The organism is Bradyrhizobium sp. CCGB20, from assembly GCF_024199855.1.
Lineage (GTDB): Bacteria > Pseudomonadota > Alphaproteobacteria > Rhizobiales > Xanthobacteraceae > Bradyrhizobium.
In genome coordinates this window covers 1,168,128-1,187,653 of sequence record NZ_JANADN010000001.1, presented here as the reverse complement: position 1 = coordinate 1,187,653, position 19,526 = coordinate 1,168,128, and the positions used below count along the sequence as shown (strand labels likewise).

At 64.8% G+C, this 19,526-nt stretch carries 16 protein-coding genes; 9 read left to right on the top strand and 7 right to left on the bottom strand.

Annotated features, from left to right (window positions below):
- The first annotated feature begins 199 nt into the window (after nucleotides 1-199).
- Together NLM15_RS05505 and NLM15_RS05500 are read left to right on the top strand one after the other, a co-directional pair.
- Nucleotides 200-2,365: a malate synthase G gene (locus NLM15_RS05505; protein ID WP_254116027.1), complete on the top strand. Its 2,166-nt coding sequence runs from the start codon at nucleotides 200-202 to the stop codon at nucleotides 2,363-2,365.
- 150 nt (nucleotides 2,366-2,515) lie between these two features.
- Complete coding sequence (locus tag NLM15_RS05500) at nucleotides 2,516-2,716, top strand: CsbD family protein (RefSeq protein WP_164718867.1); 201 nt, start codon at nucleotides 2,516-2,518, stop codon at nucleotides 2,714-2,716.
- Between the two features lie 156 nt (nucleotides 2,717-2,872).
- Here NLM15_RS05500 and NLM15_RS05495 read toward each other — a convergent pair whose 3' ends face one another.
- Nucleotides 2,873-3,028: a Thivi_2564 family membrane protein gene (locus NLM15_RS05495; RefSeq protein WP_254116026.1), complete on the bottom strand. Its 156-nt coding sequence runs from the start codon at nucleotides 3,026-3,028 to the stop codon at nucleotides 2,873-2,875.
- 273 nt (nucleotides 3,029-3,301) lie between these two features.
- Between NLM15_RS05495 and NLM15_RS05490 the strand changes: the two genes are divergently transcribed.
- Nucleotides 3,302-5,395 carry a methyl-accepting chemotaxis protein gene (locus NLM15_RS05490; protein ID WP_254116025.1) on the top strand — a complete coding sequence of 698 codons (2,094 nt, stop codon included), beginning with the start codon at nucleotides 3,302-3,304 and terminating at the stop codon, nucleotides 5,393-5,395.
- 179 nt (nucleotides 5,396-5,574) lie between these two features.
- The gene (locus tag NLM15_RS05485) at nucleotides 5,575-7,668 is read left to right on the top strand and encodes a methyl-accepting chemotaxis protein (protein ID WP_254116024.1); all 2,094 of its coding nucleotides are present in this window, start codon (nucleotides 5,575-5,577) and stop codon (nucleotides 7,666-7,668) included.
- A 192-nt stretch (nucleotides 7,669-7,860) separates the two neighbouring features.
- On the opposite strand, the gene NLM15_RS05480 is transcribed toward NLM15_RS05485, so the two are convergent.
- Complete coding sequence (locus tag NLM15_RS05480; protein WP_254116023.1) at nucleotides 7,861-8,514, bottom strand: DUF2865 domain-containing protein; 654 nt, start codon at nucleotides 8,512-8,514, stop codon at nucleotides 7,861-7,863.
- Between the two features lie 78 nt (nucleotides 8,515-8,592).
- Nucleotides 8,593-9,381: a L,D-transpeptidase gene (locus tag NLM15_RS05475; RefSeq protein WP_254116022.1), complete on the bottom strand. Its 789-nt coding sequence runs from the start codon at nucleotides 9,379-9,381 to the stop codon at nucleotides 8,593-8,595.
- A 211-nt stretch (nucleotides 9,382-9,592) separates the two neighbouring features.
- On the opposite strand from NLM15_RS05475, the gene NLM15_RS05470 reads away from it, so the two are divergent.
- From NLM15_RS05470 to NLM15_RS05460, 3 genes are all read left to right on the top strand, one after another.
- On the top strand, nucleotides 9,593-10,705 hold the full coding sequence (locus NLM15_RS05470; protein WP_254116021.1) for an AI-2E family transporter: 1,113 nt from the start codon (nucleotides 9,593-9,595) through the stop codon (nucleotides 10,703-10,705).
- Between the two features lie 78 nt (nucleotides 10,706-10,783).
- Complete coding sequence (locus tag NLM15_RS05465) at nucleotides 10,784-11,155, top strand: YqjD family protein (RefSeq protein ID WP_254116020.1); 372 nt, start codon at nucleotides 10,784-10,786, stop codon at nucleotides 11,153-11,155.
- 79 nt (nucleotides 11,156-11,234) lie between these two features.
- A complete protein-coding gene (locus NLM15_RS05460) occupies nucleotides 11,235-11,690 on the top strand; it encodes a hypothetical protein (RefSeq protein ID WP_254116019.1) in 456 nt (151 codons plus the stop codon).
- 24 nt (nucleotides 11,691-11,714) lie between these two features.
- Here the strand turns inward: NLM15_RS05460 and NLM15_RS05455 are convergent, their stop codons facing one another.
- From NLM15_RS05455 to NLM15_RS05445, 3 genes are read right to left on the bottom strand one after another with little or no spacing between them, the layout of a single operon-like run.
- Nucleotides 11,715-11,897, bottom strand: a complete 183-nt coding sequence (locus NLM15_RS05455; protein WP_254116018.1) for a hypothetical protein — start codon at nucleotides 11,895-11,897, stop codon at nucleotides 11,715-11,717.
- Nucleotides 11,894-13,105 (bottom strand): PepSY domain-containing protein, encoded by a 1,212-nt coding sequence (locus tag NLM15_RS05450; RefSeq protein WP_254116017.1) that lies wholly within the window; start codon nucleotides 13,103-13,105, stop codon nucleotides 11,894-11,896. Before NLM15_RS05450 ends, NLM15_RS05455 begins: the two co-directional genes overlap by 4 nt.
- Nucleotides 13,106-13,114: 9 nt before the next feature.
- Entirely contained in the window at nucleotides 13,115-15,439 is a 2,325-nt protein-coding gene (locus NLM15_RS05445) for a TonB-dependent siderophore receptor (protein ID WP_254116016.1), read from the bottom strand.
- A gap of 427 nt (nucleotides 15,440-15,866) precedes the next feature.
- On the opposite strand from NLM15_RS05445, the gene NLM15_RS05440 reads away from it, so the two are divergent.
- Both NLM15_RS05440 and NLM15_RS05435 read left to right on the top strand, forming a co-directional pair.
- Entirely contained in the window at nucleotides 15,867-17,009 is a 1,143-nt protein-coding gene (locus NLM15_RS05440) for an OpgC domain-containing protein (RefSeq protein ID WP_254116015.1), read from the top strand.
- A gap of 81 nt (nucleotides 17,010-17,090) precedes the next feature.
- Nucleotides 17,091-17,699: a TetR/AcrR family transcriptional regulator gene (locus tag NLM15_RS05435; protein ID WP_254124152.1), complete on the top strand. Its 609-nt coding sequence runs from the start codon at nucleotides 17,091-17,093 to the stop codon at nucleotides 17,697-17,699.
- Nucleotides 17,700-17,763: 64 nt separating this feature from the next.
- Here NLM15_RS05435 and NLM15_RS05430 read toward each other — a convergent pair whose 3' ends face one another.
- Nucleotides 17,764-19,422 carry an HWE histidine kinase domain-containing protein gene (locus NLM15_RS05430; protein ID WP_254116013.1) on the bottom strand — a complete coding sequence of 553 codons (1,659 nt, stop codon included), beginning with the start codon at nucleotides 19,420-19,422 and terminating at the stop codon, nucleotides 17,764-17,766.
- Nucleotides 19,423-19,526: the final 104 nt, after the last annotated feature.

The following is a 19,526-nucleotide window of genomic DNA, read 5'->3' as shown; positions in this document are numbered from 1 at the left end:
GCGCGAAGCCGGGCTCCATCGCTTGTAAAACGCCCCGCCCCCACACCTCTTCTTGACATTTTGACAAACCCCTGGGGGTCTTCTCACGGCCTCCTTTTTGGGGCTAATAGGCCCTCGAAAGCCGCCCCCAGTGGGCGCATTTTGCTGCTGTCGGGTCAAAAGCAGCCAAAAACAGCCATTTCCAACAAGAAAGCCCATCATGAAACGCGTCGATGCCCACGGATTGAAGATCGCTCCCGTCCTGTTTGACTTCATCGCCAAGGAAGCGGCCCCGAAGACGGGGATCGCACCGGATGCGTTCTGGGCCGGGGTCGCAGGCATCATCAAGGACCTGGGGCCGAAGAACCGTGCGCTGCTCGCCGTGCGCGACACGCTGCAGGCCAAGATCGACGACTGGCACCGTGCCAACAAGGGCAAGGCATTCGACCTCGATGCCTATACCGCGTTCCTGAAGGAGATCGGCTATCTCGTCCCGGAGCCGGCGACGCAGAAGGTCGAGACCGCCAATGTGGACGAGGAGATCGGCAAGATCTGCGGGCCGCAGCTCGTCGTGCCTCTCACCAACGCACGCTATGCGCTGAACGCGGCGAATGCGCGCTGGGGCTCGCTCTACGACGCCTTCTACGGCACCGACGCGATCCCTCACGATCCCTCCGAAAGCGGCAAGGGCTACAACAAGGCCCGTGGCGACAAGGTGATCGCCAAGGCGAAAGCCTTCCTCGATGCCGCCGCGCCGCTCGCGACCGGCAGCCACACCGACGTCACCGCCTACAGCGTCGTCGCGGGCCAGCTCGCGGTGAAGCTGAAGAGCGGCAATGCCACGGCGCTGAAGAACGCCGCGCAGTTCGCGGGCTTCCAGGGCGATGCGGCCGCACCGAGCGCCGTGCTGCTTGTTAACAACGGCCTGCATGTCGAGGTGACGATCGATCGTGGCAGCACGATCGGCAAGGACGATCCGGCCGGCGTCGCCGACATGATCATGGAGGCCGCGGTCTCGACCATTCTCGACATGGAGGATTCGGTCGCCGCGGTCGATGCCGAGGACAAGGTGCTGGTCTATCGCAACACGCTCGGCCTGATGAACGGCACGCTGTCGGCGGACTTCGAAAAAGGCGGCAAGACGCTGACGCGCGCGCTCAACGCCGACCGCAGCTACAAGACGCCTGACGGCAAGGGCGAGGTCAAGCTGCACGGCCGCAGCCTGCTCCTGATGCGCAATTGCGGTCACCACATGTTCACCGATGCGGTGCTGGACGAGAAGGGCGAGGAGATTCCGGAAGGCCTGCTCGATGCCGCCGTCTCCGGCCTGCTCGCGATCCACGACCTCAAGGGCAACTCCAAGACCAGGAACAGCCGCACGGGATCTGCCTATATCGTCAAGCCGAAGATGCACGGCCCCGACGAGGTGTCGCTGACCTGCGAGATCTTCGACCGCGTCGAGAAGATGCTCTCGCTCCCTGAGAACACGCTCAAGGTCGGCATCATGGACGAGGAGCGGCGCACCACCGTCAACCTCAAGGCCTGCATCCAGCGCGCGTCGAAGCGCATCATGTTCATCAACACCGGCTTCCTCGACCGCACCGGCGACGAGATCCACACCTCGATGGAAGCGGGCCCGATGATCCGCAAGAACGAGATGAAGGCGCAGGCCTGGATCAAGGCCTACGAGGACTGGAACGTCGACATGGGCCTGATCGACGGCCTGCCCGGCCATGCCCAGATCGGCAAGGGCATGTGGGCCGCGCCCGACAAGATGGCGGACATGCTGGCTCAGAAGCTCGCCCATCCGCAGGCCGGCGCCACCACGGCGTGGGTGCCCTCGCCGACCGCCGCGACGCTGCACGCGCTGCACTATCACCAGATCAACGTCACCGCGCGCCAGCAGGAGCTGACCAAGGGCGGCCCGCGCGCAAAGCTGTCCGACATCCTCACCATTCCGGTGTCGAAATCGAACTGGGCACCCGATGACGTCAAGCAGGAGATCGACAACAACTGCCAGGGCATCCTGGGCTATGTCGTGCGCTGGATCGACCAGGGCGTCGGCTGCTCCAAGGTGCCCGACATCCACGACGTCGGCCTGATGGAAGACCGCGCCACCTTGCGTATCTCCAGCCAGCATCTCGCCAACTGGCTGCACCAGGGCGTGATCACCGAAGCGCAGGTGATGGAGTCGCTCAAGCGCATGGCCGTCGTCGTCGACAAGCAGAACGCCGGCGACGCGATCTACAAGCCGATGGCACCCGCCTTCGACGGCACGGCCTTCAAGGCCGCCTGCGACCTGATCTTCAAGGGCCGCGAGCAGCCCAACGGCTACACCGAATACATCCTCACCGCCCGCCGTCGCGAGGCCAAAGCGGCGGGTTGAGTCTGGCTGCTCCGTCAAAAGCCCCGGCGTAAGCCGGGGCTTTTTTTGTTGGGCACCCGAAGAGAATGTGGCGGTCGAACGTCGCGGCGCAGATCGGAACGGCGGCACCCCGGTCGCGTTGTACGGCCATCAACCAACGGGAGATGGTCAATGGACTGGAATCGAATCGAAGGAAACTGGAAGCAGTTCAAGGGCTCGGCCAAGGAAAAGTGGGGCAAGCTCACTGACGACGATCTCAGCTTGATCGAGGGTCGTCGCGAGCAGCTCGAGGGCCGGCTCCAGGAACGCTACGGCAAGGCCAAGGACCAGGTCCGTCAGGACGTCGATGACTGGCTCAAGTCGCTGCACTGACGCAGCTACGAACGAAGCCCCGGCTCACGCCGGGGCTTCTTGTTTTAAGGAGTGGTAAGCCGCGTAGCCCGGATGAGCGAAGCGACATCCGGGACCTTTGATTGCGGCATCCCGGATGTCGCTGCGCTCATCCGGGCTACGCGACCCAACGGCCCGCTAAAACACCGTCAAATATTTCAGCAGCGACACCACACCGATGATGATGACGACCACGCGCGCGATCTGCTTGGCGCGACCGTCCATCGGCAGCATGTTGATGAGGTAAAGTACGAGAATAATGACGAGAAAGGTGACGAGTACGCCGACCAGCATCGCTAGACCCCCCTTCAGGCAAATTGCCGACGATCTCTTAACGCCTATCTCCCGCGCTGGTTCCAGCGCGGCAACCCTCTGCAACTTCTAGTAAATACGTACTTCTACGATCAGCCGATCCTGCTAAAACTTTACCCTTTTCGTTTCAGATGCAGACACCGTTTGGGCCGCGAGCCGCAAACGGCAATGCGATTGCCGATCCGCGTGCCCCTTGTTTTTCCGCTGTTGCCGGGGCGCCTTCACGAACTTTGCAATGGGAATTGGGGGACTTCGATGCTGAATCGTCTGACCGTATCCGCGCTGCTGAAGGCGGTGATCGCGATCACGTCGGCCTGTGTGGTCATCGCACTCTCACTCACTGCCTACGAATCGTGGGATCGCCTCAGGACCGCCAACCGCATCTCGCAGATTGCGGACGCCTCCGCCGATCTGTTCAAGGCGATGCACAATTTGCGCACCGATCGCTCGACCACGACGCGGCTCCTCAATGCGACCGAGCCGATGGATAGCGAGATCGAGAAATATCTGCGCGCGATCCGGGACGCCGAGATGCCCGCAATGGCACGCGCGCTGGAGCTGCTGCCGGCCATGGACTTCCCGCAATCGGGTACGATGGTGCCGGAGCTCGCGCGGCTCCACAAGCTGTTGACCGAAGAGCAAAAGCAGTTCTGGGAGGACGTCGCCAAGCCGAAGGACCAGCGCCGCGCCGGTCTGCCCAAGGAATATATGGAGACGACGGGTAGCCTGCTCGAGACGCTCGACAAGCTCTCGAACGTTCTGGCCGCCACCGTCAATCACCAGGACGCGGCCATCGACCAGCTGCTCTCGATCAAGCAGAACGCCTGGCTGCTGCGCAACACCGGCGGCGAAGCCTCGCTGATCATCTCGACCGGCCTCAACGCCGGCCGCATCGCGCCGGAAGCGCGCCTCGCCTACACCCAGTTTGTCGGTGGAACGGCCGCGATGTGGAAGGCGCTGGAATTGTCGGCCTCGGGCATGCAACTGCCGCCGGCGCTGTCATCGGCCATGGCCGCGGCCAAGGCCGCCTATTTCGAGCCGCAATATCTCGCCCTTCGTGACCGCCTGGCCACGACGCTCGCCGGCGGCGAAAAGGCCGAAATGACTGCGAACCAGTGGACCCCCGTCACGGTGGGCCGCCTTTCCAGCGCGGTGGCCGTCGCCGAAGCCGCACTCGACGGCGCCAAGAGCCACACGCTGGAACAGCGCTCCGCGGCGCAGCGCGCATTGATCGTGCAGCTCGCGCTTCTGGCGCTCGCCATCGGTCTCGCCGCCAGCGCCATCATGCTGGTCAGCCGCCGCGTCATCCGTCCCCTCAACACCATCCGCGACGCCATGCTGAAGGTCGCCGGCGGCGACCTTGCGGTCGACAGCGGCTATCTCGACCGCCAGGACGAGATCGGCGCGCTTGCCGGCGCGCTGGAAACCTTCAAGCAGCAGGCGAGCGAGAAGCTCAAGATCGAGGAGCACGAGCGCGAGCGCAACGTCGGCGCGGCCGCGCGCCAGCGCGCGGTCGAGGCCTATGTCGGCGAGTTCGAGGGCGCGGTGCGCAAGACGCTGGGCGAGCTCAGCGAAGCCTCCGGCGAGATGCGCAAGACCTCGGGCGATCTCTCCGCCGTGTCGCGCCAGACCAACGACCGCGTCCAGATCGCCGGCAAGGCCTCCAATGACGCGTCCATGAGCGTCGACAGCGTCGCCGCCGCGGCCGAGGAGCTCTCCGCCTCGATCAACGACATCAGCCAGCAGGCGGCGCACGCCGCAGGCATCGCCGGCCGCGCCGTCACGCAGGCGCGCGAAACCGACGGCACCGTGCAGGGTCTTGCAAAATCCGCCGGACGCATCGGCGAGGTCGTCGGCCTGATCAACACCATCGCGGCGCAGACCAATCTGCTCGCGCTCAACGCCACGATCGAAGCGGCGCGCGCCGGCGAAGCCGGCCGCGGCTTTGCGGTCGTCGCCTCAGAGGTGAAGTCGCTGGCGAGCCAGACCGCGAAGGCGACCGAGGAAATCTCGGAACAAATCGCCGACATCCAGAAGGTCGCCGGCGACGCCATCAACGCGATCCAGACCATCGGCGGCATCATCGGCGAGGTCAACGAGGTCGCGACCGCGATTGCCGCCGCCGTGCAGGAGCAGGGCGCGGCGACCCAGGAGATCACGCGCAGCACGCAGTATGCGGCGCAGGGTACCAAGAACGTCTCGGACAACATCACCGGCGTCAAAGCCGATGCGGACGCTGCTGCCGCCGCCGCCGACAACGTGAAACAGGCCTCCGAGATGCTGGAGACCCAGAGCCGCCAGCTCGGCCACGACGTCAGCGACTTCCTCGGCAAGATCCGCGCGGCGTGAGGCGACGCCCCGTAATTTTACGGCAGGGGCACTGTCTAAGTTTTTACCCTTTTCGGGTCAAATGCGCTTCAAGCGCCTGCCGGAGGCAGGCGCATCTGCATGCATCCCTTTGGTCGTTCGAAGTTCGTGGGGGCTGCCGTCAGGGGCCACGAACTTCGAAACGCGTACCGGGGTGTCCAATGCTCAATCGCCTGACCGTATCCACGCTGCTAAAGGCGGTGATCCTCTCCACCGCGCTCGTCGTCGTCATCGGCTTCTCGATCAGCGCATGGAATTCATGGGGCCGGCTTCAGCAGGCCAACCGGATCGTCGCGGTCTCCGCCGCTTCGGCCGAGGTGTTCAAGGCGATGGCGAACATCCGGGCCGACCGCTCGACCAGTAACCGCCAGCTCACCTCCGACGTGGCGATGGACAAGGACATCGAGAAATACATCCGCGAGATTCGCGAGGCGCTGATGCCGGCGCTGGCGCGCACGCTCGAACTGTTGCCCACGACCGACCTGGTCCAGCGCGAGACGTTCCTCTCCGAGCTCGGCACGTTGAACAAGACGCTGCTCGCAGCGCAGGCCGAGTTCTGGATCGAGGCCGTCAAGCCGCGTGCCGATCGTCGCGCGGGCCTTGCCAAGGAATATGTGGCGACCGAAGACACGCTGATGGCGCAGCTCGACAAGCTCTCGGGCGCGCTCGCAGCGAGCGTCAACCACCAGGATGCGACCATCGACCAGCTCCTGACCATCAAGCAGATGGCCTGGCTGCTCCGCAACACGGCCGGCGAGTCCTCGCAGATCGTCGGCAACGCCCTTGGAAGCGGCAAGATCGCGCCCGAAGTGCAGCTTGCCTACACCAAATTCGTCGGCGGCACCGACGCTGCCTGGACCGCGATCGAGCTTGCCGCATCGGGCATGCAACTGCCGCCGCCGCTTGCGGCTGCGATCACCGAAACAAAATCGACCTATTTCGACCCGCAATATGCCTCGACGCGCGACGGCGTCATCACGTCTATCGCCAAGGGCGAGAAGCCGTCGATGACTGCCAACCAATGGAGCCCCTATTCGGTGCCCCGCATGATGAGCGCGGTGAAGCTCGCCGACGCCGCCCTGCAAGCCGCCAAGGATCATTCCGCGGCCCAGCGCGCGTCCGCAGTGCAATTGCTGATCGTCAATTCCGCTCTCCTGGTTGCCGCGATCCTCCTGACAGGAGCCGCCATGCTGGCGGTCAGCCGCCGCGTGATCACGCCGCTGCACAGGATCCGCGACGCCATGCTGAAGGTCGCCGGCGGCGATCTCGGCGTCGACAGCGGTTATCTCGACCGCAAGGACGAGATCGGCTCGCTCGCCGGCGCACTCGAAACCTTCAAGCAGCAGGCGATCGACAAGCTCAAGATCGAGGAGCAGGAGCGCGAGCGCAATGCCGGCGCCGCCGCGCGCCAGCGCGCGATGGAGGCCTATGTCGGCGAATTCGAGGGCGTGGTGCGCAAATCGCTGGGCGAGCTGAGCGAGGCGTCCGGCGAGATGCGCAAGACCTCGGGCGACCTCTCCACAGTGTCGCGCCAGACCAATGAGCGCGTCGAAATCGCCGGCAAGGCGTCCAACGACGCCTCCACCAGCGTCGAGAGCGTTGCGGCAGCCGCCGAGGAGCTTTCCGCCTCGATCAACGACATCAGCCAGCAGGCCGCCCATGCCGCGGGCATCGCCAGCCGCGCCGTCAACCAGGCCCGCGAGACCGACGGCACCGTGCAGGGGCTGGCGCAATCGGCGGGACGCATCGGCGAGGTCGTCGGGCTGATCAACACCATCGCGGCGCAGACCAATCTGCTCGCGCTCAACGCCACGATCGAAGCGGCGCGCGCCGGCGAAGCCGGGCGTGGTTTCGCGGTGGTCGCATCCGAGGTGAAATCCCTGGCGAGCCAGACCGCAAAGGCGACCGAAGACATCTCCGAGCAGATTGCCGACATTCAGAGGGTTGCGGGCGATGCCATCAACGCGATCCAGGCGATCGGCGGCATCATCGGCGAGGTCAACGAGGTTGCGACCGCGATTGCCGCCGCCGTGCAGGAGCAGGGCGCCGCGACGCAGGAGATCACCCGCAGCACGCAATACGCCGCGCAAGGCACCAAGAACGTCTCGGACAACATCACCGGCGTGAAGGCCGACGCCGATACCGCCGCCGGCGCGGCTGACAACGTCAAGCAAGCCTCGGAAACGCTGGAAACCCAGAGCCGCCAGCTCGGCCAGCAGGTCAGCGACTTCCTGGGGAAGATACGCGCGGCATAAGCCGCGCTGGCGCTACACACTCGCTGTCGTCTCTGCGAAAGCAGGGACCCAGAACCCTAGGGATGGGTTATCGCGCGAGCTGGCAACTCCGAGCCTTCGCCAAACCCAATTCTGTGGTTATGGGTCCTGCGTTCGCAGGGACGACAGCTGAGATTGAGGAGGCAGCGCCCGCCCCACTCGATGCCGCGCCCCCTACTCCTTCGCCACCACCGGCACCTGGCGGAATCTGGCGCGCACCGAGTCCGGCAGCGGCGAGAAATTCATCGCGACGCCGCGGCGGTCGTTGGCGTTGCGGCTGGCGACCACCAGGCCATCGCTGCCCGCGACGATGTCACCCTTGCGCAAGGTGGGATCGTCCTCGACCTTGACCTGGGCGAGCCCGACCGGGTCCTTGCCGTTGCAGGTGCAGCCCGCGACGATCTCGTTGCGGTAGCGGAACGCGTTGGGCAGCTCGGAATAGGATTTTCCCTTTTCCGTCGTGGCGTCGTCGATATTGCTGCCATAGACCAGCGAGGTTTCGGACGTCGGGCAGAAGCTCTTGCAGGATTGCGCCTTGCTTTCGGCGTCGTTTCCTTGCGCCGGGAAGTAGCGGCCATCGCAACCGCGCACGCAATAGGCGGTACCGCCGCCATAAGAGGCCCGCTGGCGCGGCGTGTCGTAGCGCGGCATGTCGTCGGTCGGGAACGGCATGCGAATCTCCGGCGCGGACCGCGCGCGGAAGCCGCCGAACAGCGCCGAGAAGAAGTCTTCCGCATGCGCCGACGGCGTCAACGCGAGGCTGAGCGAAGCGACGGCGAAGCACGCTGCCGCGCCGCCCGCCAGTTTGCCGATCGAACGTCTCTTCATGTCACCTCGCTCAACTCCAGATTCCGTTTTGTCGCGTTTTCTCGAAGCGGGCCGGTGCCCACTTCGCTGGAAAACGCTCTAGTTCACGGCCGACGTCGCGATGTTCAGCGCCTGCCGTCCCGAAGGCAGCGTCGTCACCGGGCGCTTGCGTGCGGGATCACCACCCTTCGCCATCAGCGGGGCGTTCTTCGGCAGCACCACGACCTTGGTGCCGACATTGACGCGGCTGAACAGATCGCTGACGTCCTCGTTGGTCAGACGAATACAGCCGGACGACACGAACTTGCCGATCGTGGTGGGATCGTTGGTGCCGTGGATGCGGTATTCGCTCGAGCCGAGATACATCGCGCGCGCGCCGAGCGGATTGCCGGGACCGCCGGCGACGAAGCGCGGCAGATAGGGCTGGCGCGCAATCATCTCCGCCGGCGGATGCCAGTCCGGCCACTCGGCCTTGCGGCTGACGGTCTGCACGCCCGCCCAGGTAAAGCCTTCGCGGCCGACGCCGACGCCGTAGCGGATAGCGCGGCCATTGCCGAGCACGTAATAGAGATAGGTGTTGCCGGTATCGATGACGATGGTCCCGGCCGGCTCGCTCCGGTCGAAGCTGACGATCTGCTTGCGCAGCCGGTCGGGCAACGCCGCATCCTCGTCGGCGGCCTGCGGCTCGCCGCTCGCGTAGCCTTGCGGACTGGCGTAGCCCCGCGGATAGGTAGCCTGGTCCTGCAGATATCCCTGCGGCTGCATCGGCGCATAGCCGAACGTCTGGGCCTCTGCCGCGAACGGTACGGTCAGCAATGCTGTCGCGAAGGCAATGGCGGTGACGGCGCGCGGCGCGAAGCGGCGACGGACTGAAGACGGCTTTGTCATGTGCTGCCCCATTGGACGTGTGCATCAGGGTGATGCGGCTTCCCAACAAACGCAGCCGGACCGACTCAAGTTCCGCCGCTCGCGGCGGCGGCGACGTCACAGTCAAGCGAGCACAACTTCACGAAACCGCGATGGAACCCGAATGGCTCCCGAGCGTTTTACTGTCATCAATGGGCGCGCGGGCAGAAGCTTCCGTGCGGGGAGAGGTATTGTGCGCGTCCTTCCCACTGAACGTCTGATCTCCGGCAACAACGAGGGCGACCCGCTTCCCGACAGCCATGTCGAGTTGCCGCCGGTGATCCGCCGCACCGAGTTCGTCGCCTTTGCGCTCGCCGGCCTGTTCCTGATTGCCGTGGTCGCGATGCTCTACGTCGCCAGGGCGTTCTTCCTCCCGGTCGTGATGGCCATCGTCGCCGGCACCATGCTGTCGCCGGCCGCCTCCTTTCTGGAGCGGCGGCGCGTGCCGCGTGCGGTCGGTGCCGTCCTGATCGTGGCCGCGGTGACCATGGTCGTCGCCTTCGTCGTCGCGCTGATTGCCGCGCCCGCGATGGAGTGGAGCTCGCGCCTGCCGGAGCTCGGCGCGCAGTTGAAGGGCAAGCTACACGTGTTCGACCGGCCGCTGGCACTGTGGAGCGAGCTGCAAACCATGCTCGGCGGCTCCGAGGGCCTGCCAAGCCTCCAGCTGCCGAAATTCGAATGGGTACAGCCGACGCTGGAATTCCTGTCGCCGACCTTCGCCGAATTCCTGCTGTTCTTCGCCACGCTGATCCTGTTCATCGCAAGCTGGCGCGACCTGCGGCGGACCCTGATCATGACGTTCGCCGACCGCGATGCGCGGCTGCGCACCCTGCGGATTCTCAACGAGATCGAGATCCATCTCGGCAACTACCTTCTGACGGTGACCGTCATCAATATCGGCGTGGGCGTCGCGACCGGCATCGTCTGCGCCATCACCGGCATGCCCAATCCGGCCGGGCTCGGTGCGCTTGCGGCGGCGCTCAACTTCATCCCGATCATCGGGCCGATCGCGATGTTCGTCGTTCTGGTCGTGGTGGGACTGGTCGCCTTCCCGACCATCGGCGGCGGACTGATGGCGGGGCTGGCTTTCGGCGGCATCACCTTCATTGAAGGGCACTTCGTCACGCCGACCATCATCGGCCGGCGGCTGGCACTGAACGCGCTCGCCGTCTTCGTCGCGCTGGCGTTCTGGACCTGGCTGTGGGGGCCGATGGGCGCATTCCTCTCCTCGCCGCTGCTGATCGTCGGGCTGATCCTGAAGGAGCATCTGCTGCCGGAGAATTCGCCGCAGCTCCCGCAGGCATGACCGGTTTCCACGAACGGAACTTACGCGAGGACGAAACGTTTTTCGCTATCTCAGCCGCCAACAGTTTTGGAGCTCCTGATGTCAACAACCAATGGCGAAACCGGGATGAGAGACTGGACCGACAAAGCCACCAGAGAACGCCTCGAGAAGGATGTAGCAGCCGTGAAAAGCGATATCGCCGCCCTCACCGACCAGATCACCGACGCGCTCAACACCTTTGCCAATTCCTCCAGCAAGCAGGCCCGCCGCGGTTATCGCCAGGCCCGCGAGAACGTGGATTCCGCGATCGACGACATGTCGGACCGCGGCAGCGCCATGATGGAAGCTGCGCAAGATGCCTACGGCTCGATCGAGGAAACGCTGGAAGACGCCATCACGCAGCGGCCACTCGCGACCGTCGGGCTCGCGCTCGGCATCGGCTTCCTGATCGGCGTTGCCTGGCGCAGGTAGCGTGGAGGCAAGACCTTGACGTTACGGCGGCGCCGTTGCGCCGCCGCCGCTGGCTTGTGGGGATCTGAGGAGCAAGGCCATGTTACAGCGCATCATCGACGGCATCAGCGCATCGACAGGCACAACCGTCCGCCTGACATCGCTCGCCGCGGGCGCGGCATTCGCGCTCTTCATCACCACGTGCTTCCTCTGCGCGGCGGCCTTCATCTCGGTCCTTGAGAAATATGGTCCCGTGCCGGCCTGCCTCGCCGGCGCCGGCATCTTCTTCCTGCTGACGCTCACCGCGGCGGGAAGCTATTGGGGCTACAAGCGGCAGATTCAGAAGCGCGCCCGGATCGCCGCGGAGCGTGCCGCAAAGTCCACCGCGCAGAGCATGCTCGCCGACCCCATGCTGCTGGCGACAGGCCTCCAGATCGCTCGTGCCATCGGCGTCAAGCGGCTGTTGCCGATCCTCGCAATCGGCGGCGTCGCACTTGGAATCATGGCGAGCCGCGCCGGCGCATCCGACGAGGCATCCGCTGAACCGGCGGAATAACGGCGAATATCCCCGTCCAGCTCATCAGTCCCGGCTGCGGACGATGCAGACCGCCGCCACCGCGAGCGGAATGGTCAGCGCGCTCCAGGACAACGGTAGCCATATCCCGGTCTGGCCGATCAAGGCCGCGAGCAGGCCGAACACGCTCAGGACAGCAAGCAGTGCCGGCCAGCGCCAGATCAAGGCGAACGAGCGGCGACCGGTCATTCGGCACCGCCCGGCGATGGCAGCGGCATCGCAGCCGCAGAGCGGTTCAGCTTCATGACCGGCGATCGCGCAAGCCAGAGATACAGCCCGCTGCCGAGCACGAAGATCGTCACGAGGTCCAGCATCACCCAGATGATCTTCAGCGGCATGCCGCCATAGTCGCCGAAATGCAGGGGGCGCGAGAGCTCCAGCGCGCGCAGATACCAGGGCATGGTGACCGCGGATACCAGCGCCCCGCTTCTGGCGTCGACCAGCACCGGGCTGAACAGGCGCGAGGTCAGCGGCTCCTTGCCCTTGGTCCAGACCACATAGTGATAGGGCGAGCCAAACGGCGAGCCCGGAAACGCGATGCTGGTGGTGATCATGTCCGGGAAAGCCACTCTCACCGTGTCGTAGGCGACCTGCGCCGAGGTGATCTCGGAGGCCTGCGGCACCGGCTTGCCTTGCAGCGGCGCCAGCATCGCGCGCACGTCGGTCTGCTGCCATAACGCGAACAGCGGGGTCGAAAGCTCGTTGATCACCCCGGTGGCGCCGACGACCAGCGCCCAGCCGAGCGTGACGACGCCGAGCAGATTGTGCAGATCGAGCCATTTCAGGCGTCGCGATCGGGCCGCACGCACCGTGCCGAAATCGAGCTTGCGCATGAAGGGCCCGTAGACCGCGATCCCGGAGACGATCGCCGCGACGAACAACAGCGCCATCGCGCCGAGGAACAGCTCGCCCGGAAGCCCCATGAAGAGGTCGCGGTGCAGCGTCAGCATCAGTTGCAGGAAAGTGAGCCCGTCTGCGCCGAACGGTTTTGTCTGCTTCAGCACATCACCGGTGTGGGCGTCGAACCGGATCGAATACAGCGATTTGCGGTTGGCGTTGAATGCCGCCCAGGAGCTCGCCATGTAGACCATGATCCTGGGTTCGTCGTCGTCGACGAACACGGAGATGATGGTCTCGCCGGGGTGCATCTTCCGGCTGGCCTCGACGACCCGGTCGAGACTGATATTGGGCGTCCCTTCCGGCACCTGCGCATAGGGCAACGCGTCGTCGAGCAGGCCATTGATCTCCTCCCGCAGCACCAGCGGCAGACCGGTGATGCAGATCAGGAGCAGGAACAAGGTACAGATCAGGCTCGACCATTTATGCACGAAGAGCCAGCGCCGCAGCACGGGCTTTCGCTCGTACACACGCTCGTCGAAAGCCGCCTGCTCGCTCATCCCGTCCCCCTACCAGCGGTAGCGCAGCGTCGCAATCACATTGCGGCGCAGACCGTAATAGCAGCCGATGTCCTGGCAATAGGTCACGTAGGTCTTGTCGAACAGATTGGTCGCGTTGACCTGCGCCGAATAGCCCTTGAACATCGGCCCCAGAGCCGAGAAATCGTAGTGGATCGCCGCATCGACCAGCGTCACATCCGGGACATAGAACGTGTTGGCCGTGTTGCCCGGAAGCTCGCCGATATACCGGACGCCGCCCGACAGGCCGAAACCGTCGAGCGCACCGCCGCGGAAAGTGTAGTCCGCCCAGACCGAGGCTGAATTCGTCGGGAATCCGACCGGATGCTTGCCGAGTTGCGCGGCGGTGTTGGTCTTGGTCACGACGTTGTCGAGATAGGTGTACGAGGCCAGCACCGTCAGCTCGCGATTGATTTCGGTCTTGGCTTCGAGCTCGACGCCACGCGACCGGATCTCGCCGGTCTGGACGCGCGATCCGACTTTGTGGGTCGGATCGGTATCCGGGGTCAGCACATTTTGCTGGACCAGGTCGAACGCCGCAATCGTGTAGAGCGATTTGTCGTTGGGCTGATACTTGATGCCCACCTCTCCCTGCTTGCCGGTCGTCGGTACAAACGGACGATCAAAGGCATCGGTGCCGGCGGTCGGCTGAAACGACTCGGTGTACTGGATATAGGGCGCGACGCCATTGTCGAACTTGTACAGAAGCGCGCCCCGCTTGGTCACCGCAGTGTCGGACTTCGGCGCAACCGTGGTGATGTTCGATGCAAGTGACGTGCTGTCGGTGCGGGACTGCGCGAGATCGTGGCGGATGCCGAGCAGCGCCACCCAGCGATCGTACTTGATCTGGTCCTGGATATATTCGCCGACCTGATCGATCTGCTGGCGGTTTCGGGTCGTGAACGGCACCGGCCCGAACGGCGTGCCATAGACCGGATTGAACGCATTGATCGGCGGCGCGACCAGGAGCGTGCCGTTGAGAGTCTTGTCGACGCCGTTGCGGTAGTCGATGCCGGCGAGCACGGTGTGCTCGATCGGACCGGCATAAAACTTTGCCTCGGCCTGGTTGTCGACGGCGATGGAGCGGATGCTCTCCTGCGTGGTGTAGGCGCCTCGGGCGAGGTTGCTCGGATCGGAGCCGGAGGGAGATACCACCGCGAAGTCGGTGCTGAGGTCCATGTAGCGCAGGTTTTGCCGGACCTTCACGCTGTTGTTGAAGCTGTGCTCGAACAGATAGCCGACCGAGCCGTAGGTACGATCGGTCTTGTCGAAGCCCGGCTCACCCGAATAGAAGCTGGTCGGGATGAAGCTTCCCTTGAAGGGCGTGATGGTGCCGATGCCTGCCGGCGGCAACTGATTGTAGAAGCCTGCCTTCGGATCGCGCTGATAGGTGCCGAGCACCGTCAGCGTCGTGTTGTTGTCCGGCCGCCAGGTCAGTGACGGCGCAATGGAGATGCGCTGGTAATCGCCATGATCGACCTGACTGCCGACGTCGAAGCCGGATGCCGTGAAGCGGTAGAGAAATTCCTTGTTCTTGTCGATTGGCCCGGACAGATCGACGCCAGCTTGCACGCGGCCATAGCTGCCGGTCGAAAAGAACATCTCGTGGTAAGGATCGAGCGTCGGCCGCTTCGAGACCATGTCGACGAGGCCGCCCGGCGACGACTGGCCGTACAGGATCGAAGCCGGGCCGTGCAGGACCTCGACCCGCTCGAGGTTGAACGGCTCGACCAGCGAATAGGCGAAGATGCCGAAGTTCAGCAGCCGCAGCGAATCCAGATATTGGTCGGCGAGGAAACCGCGGACATAGATGGCATCGGTGCGGGCATCGGCGCCTGCGAACTCGCCGCGCGTACCGGGCGTGTAGCGCACCGCCTGCGCAATGCTCTGCGCGCCCTGGGCCTGGATCTGGTCCTGGGTGATGACGGAGATCGCAGCCGGCGTCTCGATCAGCGGCGTATCAGTCTTGGTGCCGGTGCCGCTGCGGGTGGCGACCATGCCGTCGACATGGCCGAAGGCGGATTCCTTGCGACCCGCGCCGGCCGCACCAGCCGCGGCGGCCGCCGCAGCAGCGGCGGAGGCTTGCGAACGCGACGCCGCCCGTGCGCGCGCCGTGCTACGGCTGCGTGAGGGTGATGCACTGGCACGCTTGCGAGCCTCGCTTGCCTGGACGACGACGGTGCCGAGCTCGGTGGCCGCCCCGGCGGGCGAGACCGCCGTCGATGATTGAGCCGTCGTCCCTCCCGTACCAATAATCAAAACAACAAAGCTGACGGCCCCCATGAGCCGCCAGCGCCCCACTTCCAAAATGCCCACTGCAACTTCCCCACTTCCGACGGCTGCGTATGGAGCAACCGGAACAAGGAGTTACCGCAGCGGTTCAACATTGCGGGATAGAAGCACTCCAGGCTGGAGGTTTTCCATTTCCAAACTGCCGAAGGCGTGCAACCACGAGCAGTACGATGCAGCACCGACCGCGACGGATGCCAGAGCGCCGATTCACGGGAAGCGCACGCAATGCGAGACGCTGACCGCGGAGGCTGTCGCGATCGGACAGACCCGTCGCTCTTTCCGAAAGTTGCGTCACGGGCGGGGACACGGGGACGCGCGAGCGCGCCGGTGGCTGCCCTGCGCAATTTTCCGTCACCGGGGATAAATCCCGCTCCCTCACGCAAAAGCTACTCGGATAGGCAGGCGGTTGCCGGTAAAAGCATCAACCTGATTCCCAAACCTATTTTACTCAATGAAACCGTCCGTTAAGGCGAACCTCGCCGCATTTCATCACGACGCCCGGCTGTATTTGACGCTCGGCATCGCCAATTGGTCGGTGTTCGTCGATCACATCCCGAACAACGTCGTCAATCTGCTGACGCTGCGGAATTTCGGCTTCAGCGGCGCCGCGGACCTGTTCGTGTTCGTGGTGGGCTATGGCGTCGCCATCATCCACGGCAGGATGGCGCTGGAGCGCGGCTATCTCGTCGCGGCGACGCGCATCTTTCGCCGCGTCTGGCGGCTCTACGCCGCCTACGTCGTGCTGTTCGTGATCTACATCGACACCATCGCCTATGTCGCCTCGCAGTCGATGGCGCCGGAGATCATCCACGAATACAACATCTCGGGCATTCTCGAGCATCCGCTGCGCATCCTGGTCCGTGGCCTCGTGCTCCAGGAAGAGCCGCTGAACCTCGACCTGCTGCAACTGATGATCCCGCTGATGGCGTTCTTTCCGTTTGCGCTATGGGGTTTGTTGCGGCGGCCGAACCTGACGCTGGCGGCATCGGTCGCGCTGTACGTCGCGGCGCGCTGGTTCGACTGGAATTTCCGGGTCTATCCGGACCAGGACTGGACCTTCAACCCGCTGTGCTGGCAGATGCTGATGGTGCTGGGCGGCTGGTTCGCCGTGACGGGCGCCTCCGGACGCGCGCTGCACGGCATGTCCTGGCTGCGGATCCTCGCGGGTGCCTATCTCATCTTCGCGATGGCCGTCACCCTGATGCGGCATTCGCCTGCCCTGTCCGTCTATTTGCCGGACCTCCTCCTCAACAGCATCGCGCCGACGGACAAGGAAAACCTCGCGCCCTATCGCGTGGTGCATTTCCTCGCGCTCGCCTTCCTCGCGACCCATCTCATTCCGGCCGACCACCCCGGCCTGAAGTGGCGGCCGCTCCAGGCGGTGATCACATGCGGCGAGGAATGGCTCGCGGTGTTCTGCGTCGGCGTGTTCCTGTCCTTCGCCGGCCATCTCATCCTGATCACCGGCCCGAACCTGGTGGTGATGCAGATCGCGGTCAGCCTCGTCGGCTTCGCGGCGATGACGGCGGTTGCCTATTACATCACCTGGTCGAAACGGCAGGACTTGCCTGCCGCCTTGCGGCAGCAGGCCTGACAACATATTCGTGCGATTCTGCTAGGCCGAAAGCGGCGGCTGCGCTATGCCGGACTCTGCGTGAGGAGACCGGGCGTGGCGATGGCGAAGAGCGGGGGTGAAGAGGCTGACAGCGCGCCCCGGCGCGGGCGGCCGCGGTCGATCGAAACCACCAACGCCATTCTCGAAAGCGCCTATGCGCTGATGGCCGCCACGGGTCTCGCCGCCACCAGCATCGACGCCGTCGCACGCCACTCCAGCGTCTCCAAGATGACGATCTACAAATGGTGGCCGTCACGCGAAGCGCTGCTGATCGATGCCTTCCTCCATCACGCCGCGCAGATGCTGCCGCTGCCGCCTGCGAGCTCCGGCACGCCCGCGGCACGCGCGCGCCGCCATGCCGCGGCCTATGCCGAGGCACTCCAGGGCGAGTTCGGCAAGGTGCAGCTCGCCGTCATCTCCGAATGCATTTCCAAGACCGGCTCGGCGGAGCTGTTCTACGCCCGCTACCTGCAATTCCGCCGCGCCGCGCTGGTCGAGATGATCGCGGCGGGCCAGACCGACGGCAGCATCGTGGCGGAGGGAGCGCCCGAGGATCTCTACGACGCCATCTATGGCAGCCTGTTCTATCGCTATGTCTTCGGCATCGCACCGATCACGCCGGCTTACGCGCGCAATCTGGTCGACCTGGTGCTGCGGCCAAAGGGCTAAAGCATTTTCGAGCGAAGTGGATACCGGTTCGCGTAAAGAAAACGCGTTAAAGAAGCGAGAGCCTCTATCGCACGGGCCTGACCGGCGCCGAGATTTTATCCGTGCGGTCGCGCTCGGACATATCGACCACCGTCTCCATCGGCGCCGTCAATTCGTAGACGTAGGAGGCGTCGGTGAAGTAGCGCTTGGCGGTGCCGCCGAGCGCTTCGGGCGCGACGCGGTCGAGCAGGATCAGGCCGAAATCGGAATCCGGGCGGCGCGTTGCCTCGCTGGTGTTGAACTCCTCCCAGCGGAAATGGAAGACCTCATCGTTCTCCTCGCCCGTCACCGTCCAGTTCGCGGTGATGTGCGGATGCTTTCCGACCAGCGACAGACCTTCGTCGGAGTGTGAGGCGAGCTCGAAGAACAGCAGCGAGAGGCTTTGCGCGGCACGCGCGCTGACCGCGATATCAGGGCCGGTGACGGCGATGCGGTCCGCATGCGGGATGGCGCGCGCCTCGAACAGGCCCTTCAGCTTGACGCCCTGCCACTGGCTCTCGCTGAGCAGCGAGACCACGTTGGACATGGCGTGGATGCGGCCGATCAGCAGTTCGCGCGCAACGTCGATGTCCGAGCCGTGGCGCAGCGTGCGCGTCACGATCGACTGGATCACCGCCAGGATGTTCTTGACCCGGTGGTTGAGCTCGTCGATGACGGCGGTCAGCCGGCGCTCGAAGCCGATCCGCACCTGGATTTCGCGGCTGAGCCGCAGATTGTTGTAGGCGACATAGCCGAACAGGCCGCACACCATCGCGGTGATGGCAAAGCCGATTGCGGCGACGATGATCGCGGTCTGCTCGGCGCGCCGCGCCGAATTGGTCTTGGCGTAGTAGCCGAGCTGCCAGTCGCGGCCGCCGAAGCTCACCGTGCGCGTCGCCGATGGCGCCGGCCCCTCCGCCGTCGTCATGCGCGACGAGACCACACCCTGCTCGTTGGCAACGAGCTCGCCGCCTTCCCGGCGCGGATCCTTCAGCGCGACCGCGAACAACGACATGTCGTCATTGGTCAGCATCAGCGTGGCGAGTTCGTAGGAAAATGTGACGAAGCCCGCCGGCTCCGTCGCGCCCTCGGGAATGACGGGAGCGGCCACGATGATGCCGATCGGCCCGCCGCCGCGCAGAAGTTGAATCGGGTCCGACGCGACCGACCGCTTTTCGACCCGCGCGCGTGTCAGCATGGCGCTGCGCACCTGATCCTGATCGTAGCTGCGGCCGGGCAGCGCCTTGGTCTCGTTGCTGCGCGGTTCGAGGTCCATCAGCACATCGATCGGCTGGGTGACACCAGCCAGGTCGATCGGCTTGTCATCATACGACCGGATCTGCGGATTGGGAAAGCCGGCGCGCGCGATCGCCTCCTGCGCCGCCACAAGCTCGTTCGGCTTCAGCCGGGCGACCCACCCGGCCACCACGAAATCGGTCTTGAAGGCGTAGATGGCCGAGCGCAACGGCTCCAGCATGTTCGGCTTGATCACCGACGGCGTACGGAACAGGCCTGAGGCGACACGCGCGAGCAGCTCGCGCTCGGTCAGGCGGTCCTGGACGAGGCTCGCGTGGACGTCGATCGCGCGCGCCAGCGCGATCCGGTCCAGCGCCAGCTCCTGGTCGTGGACGCGATAAGCCGCGAGCCCGGAAAGCAGGGCTCCGAGCAGCGCAATGAAACCGATGATAAATCCCAGCCGGACCACTTCGACTACTCAGGCGGAAGCAGCAGGTCGGCAATAAACACGGAGCATATGAACGCCGCTCGAACGGCCACGAGCCGAAACAGAGTGGACCCCAGTGAGGGAGA

What these genes read in the sequence shown, in the direction of transcription:
- NLM15_RS05505 (WP_254116027.1), top strand. Translation starts at nt 200, where the DNA reads ATGAAACGCGTCGATGCCCACGGATTGAAGATCGCTCCCGTCCTGTTT.
- NLM15_RS05500 (WP_164718867.1), top strand. Translation starts at nt 2,516, where the DNA reads ATGGACTGGAATCGAATCGAAGGAAACTGGAAGCAGTTCAAGGGCTCG.
- NLM15_RS05495 (WP_254116026.1), bottom strand. Translation starts at nt 3,028, where the DNA reads ATGCTGGTCGGCGTACTCGTCACCTTTCTCGTCATTATTCTCGTACTT.
- NLM15_RS05490 (WP_254116025.1), top strand. Translation starts at nt 3,302, where the DNA reads ATGCTGAATCGTCTGACCGTATCCGCGCTGCTGAAGGCGGTGATCGCG.
- NLM15_RS05485 (WP_254116024.1), top strand. Translation starts at nt 5,575, where the DNA reads ATGCTCAATCGCCTGACCGTATCCACGCTGCTAAAGGCGGTGATCCTC.
- NLM15_RS05480 (WP_254116023.1), bottom strand. Translation starts at nt 8,514, where the DNA reads ATGAAGAGACGTTCGATCGGCAAACTGGCGGGCGGCGCGGCAGCGTGC.
- NLM15_RS05475 (WP_254116022.1), bottom strand. Translation starts at nt 9,381, where the DNA reads ATGACAAAGCCGTCTTCAGTCCGTCGCCGCTTCGCGCCGCGCGCCGTC.
- NLM15_RS05465 (WP_254116020.1), top strand. Translation starts at nt 10,784, where the DNA reads ATGTCAACAACCAATGGCGAAACCGGGATGAGAGACTGGACCGACAAA.
- NLM15_RS05460 (WP_254116019.1), top strand. Translation starts at nt 11,235, where the DNA reads ATGTTACAGCGCATCATCGACGGCATCAGCGCATCGACAGGCACAACC.
- NLM15_RS05455 (WP_254116018.1), bottom strand. Translation starts at nt 11,897, where the DNA reads ATGACCGGTCGCCGCTCGTTCGCCTTGATCTGGCGCTGGCCGGCACTG.
- NLM15_RS05450 (WP_254116017.1), bottom strand. Translation starts at nt 13,105, where the DNA reads ATGAGCGAGCAGGCGGCTTTCGACGAGCGTGTGTACGAGCGAAAGCCC.
- NLM15_RS05440 (WP_254116015.1), top strand. Translation starts at nt 15,867, where the DNA reads ATGAAACCGTCCGTTAAGGCGAACCTCGCCGCATTTCATCACGACGCC.
- NLM15_RS05435 (WP_254124152.1), top strand. Translation starts at nt 17,091, where the DNA reads ATGGCGAAGAGCGGGGGTGAAGAGGCTGACAGCGCGCCCCGGCGCGGG.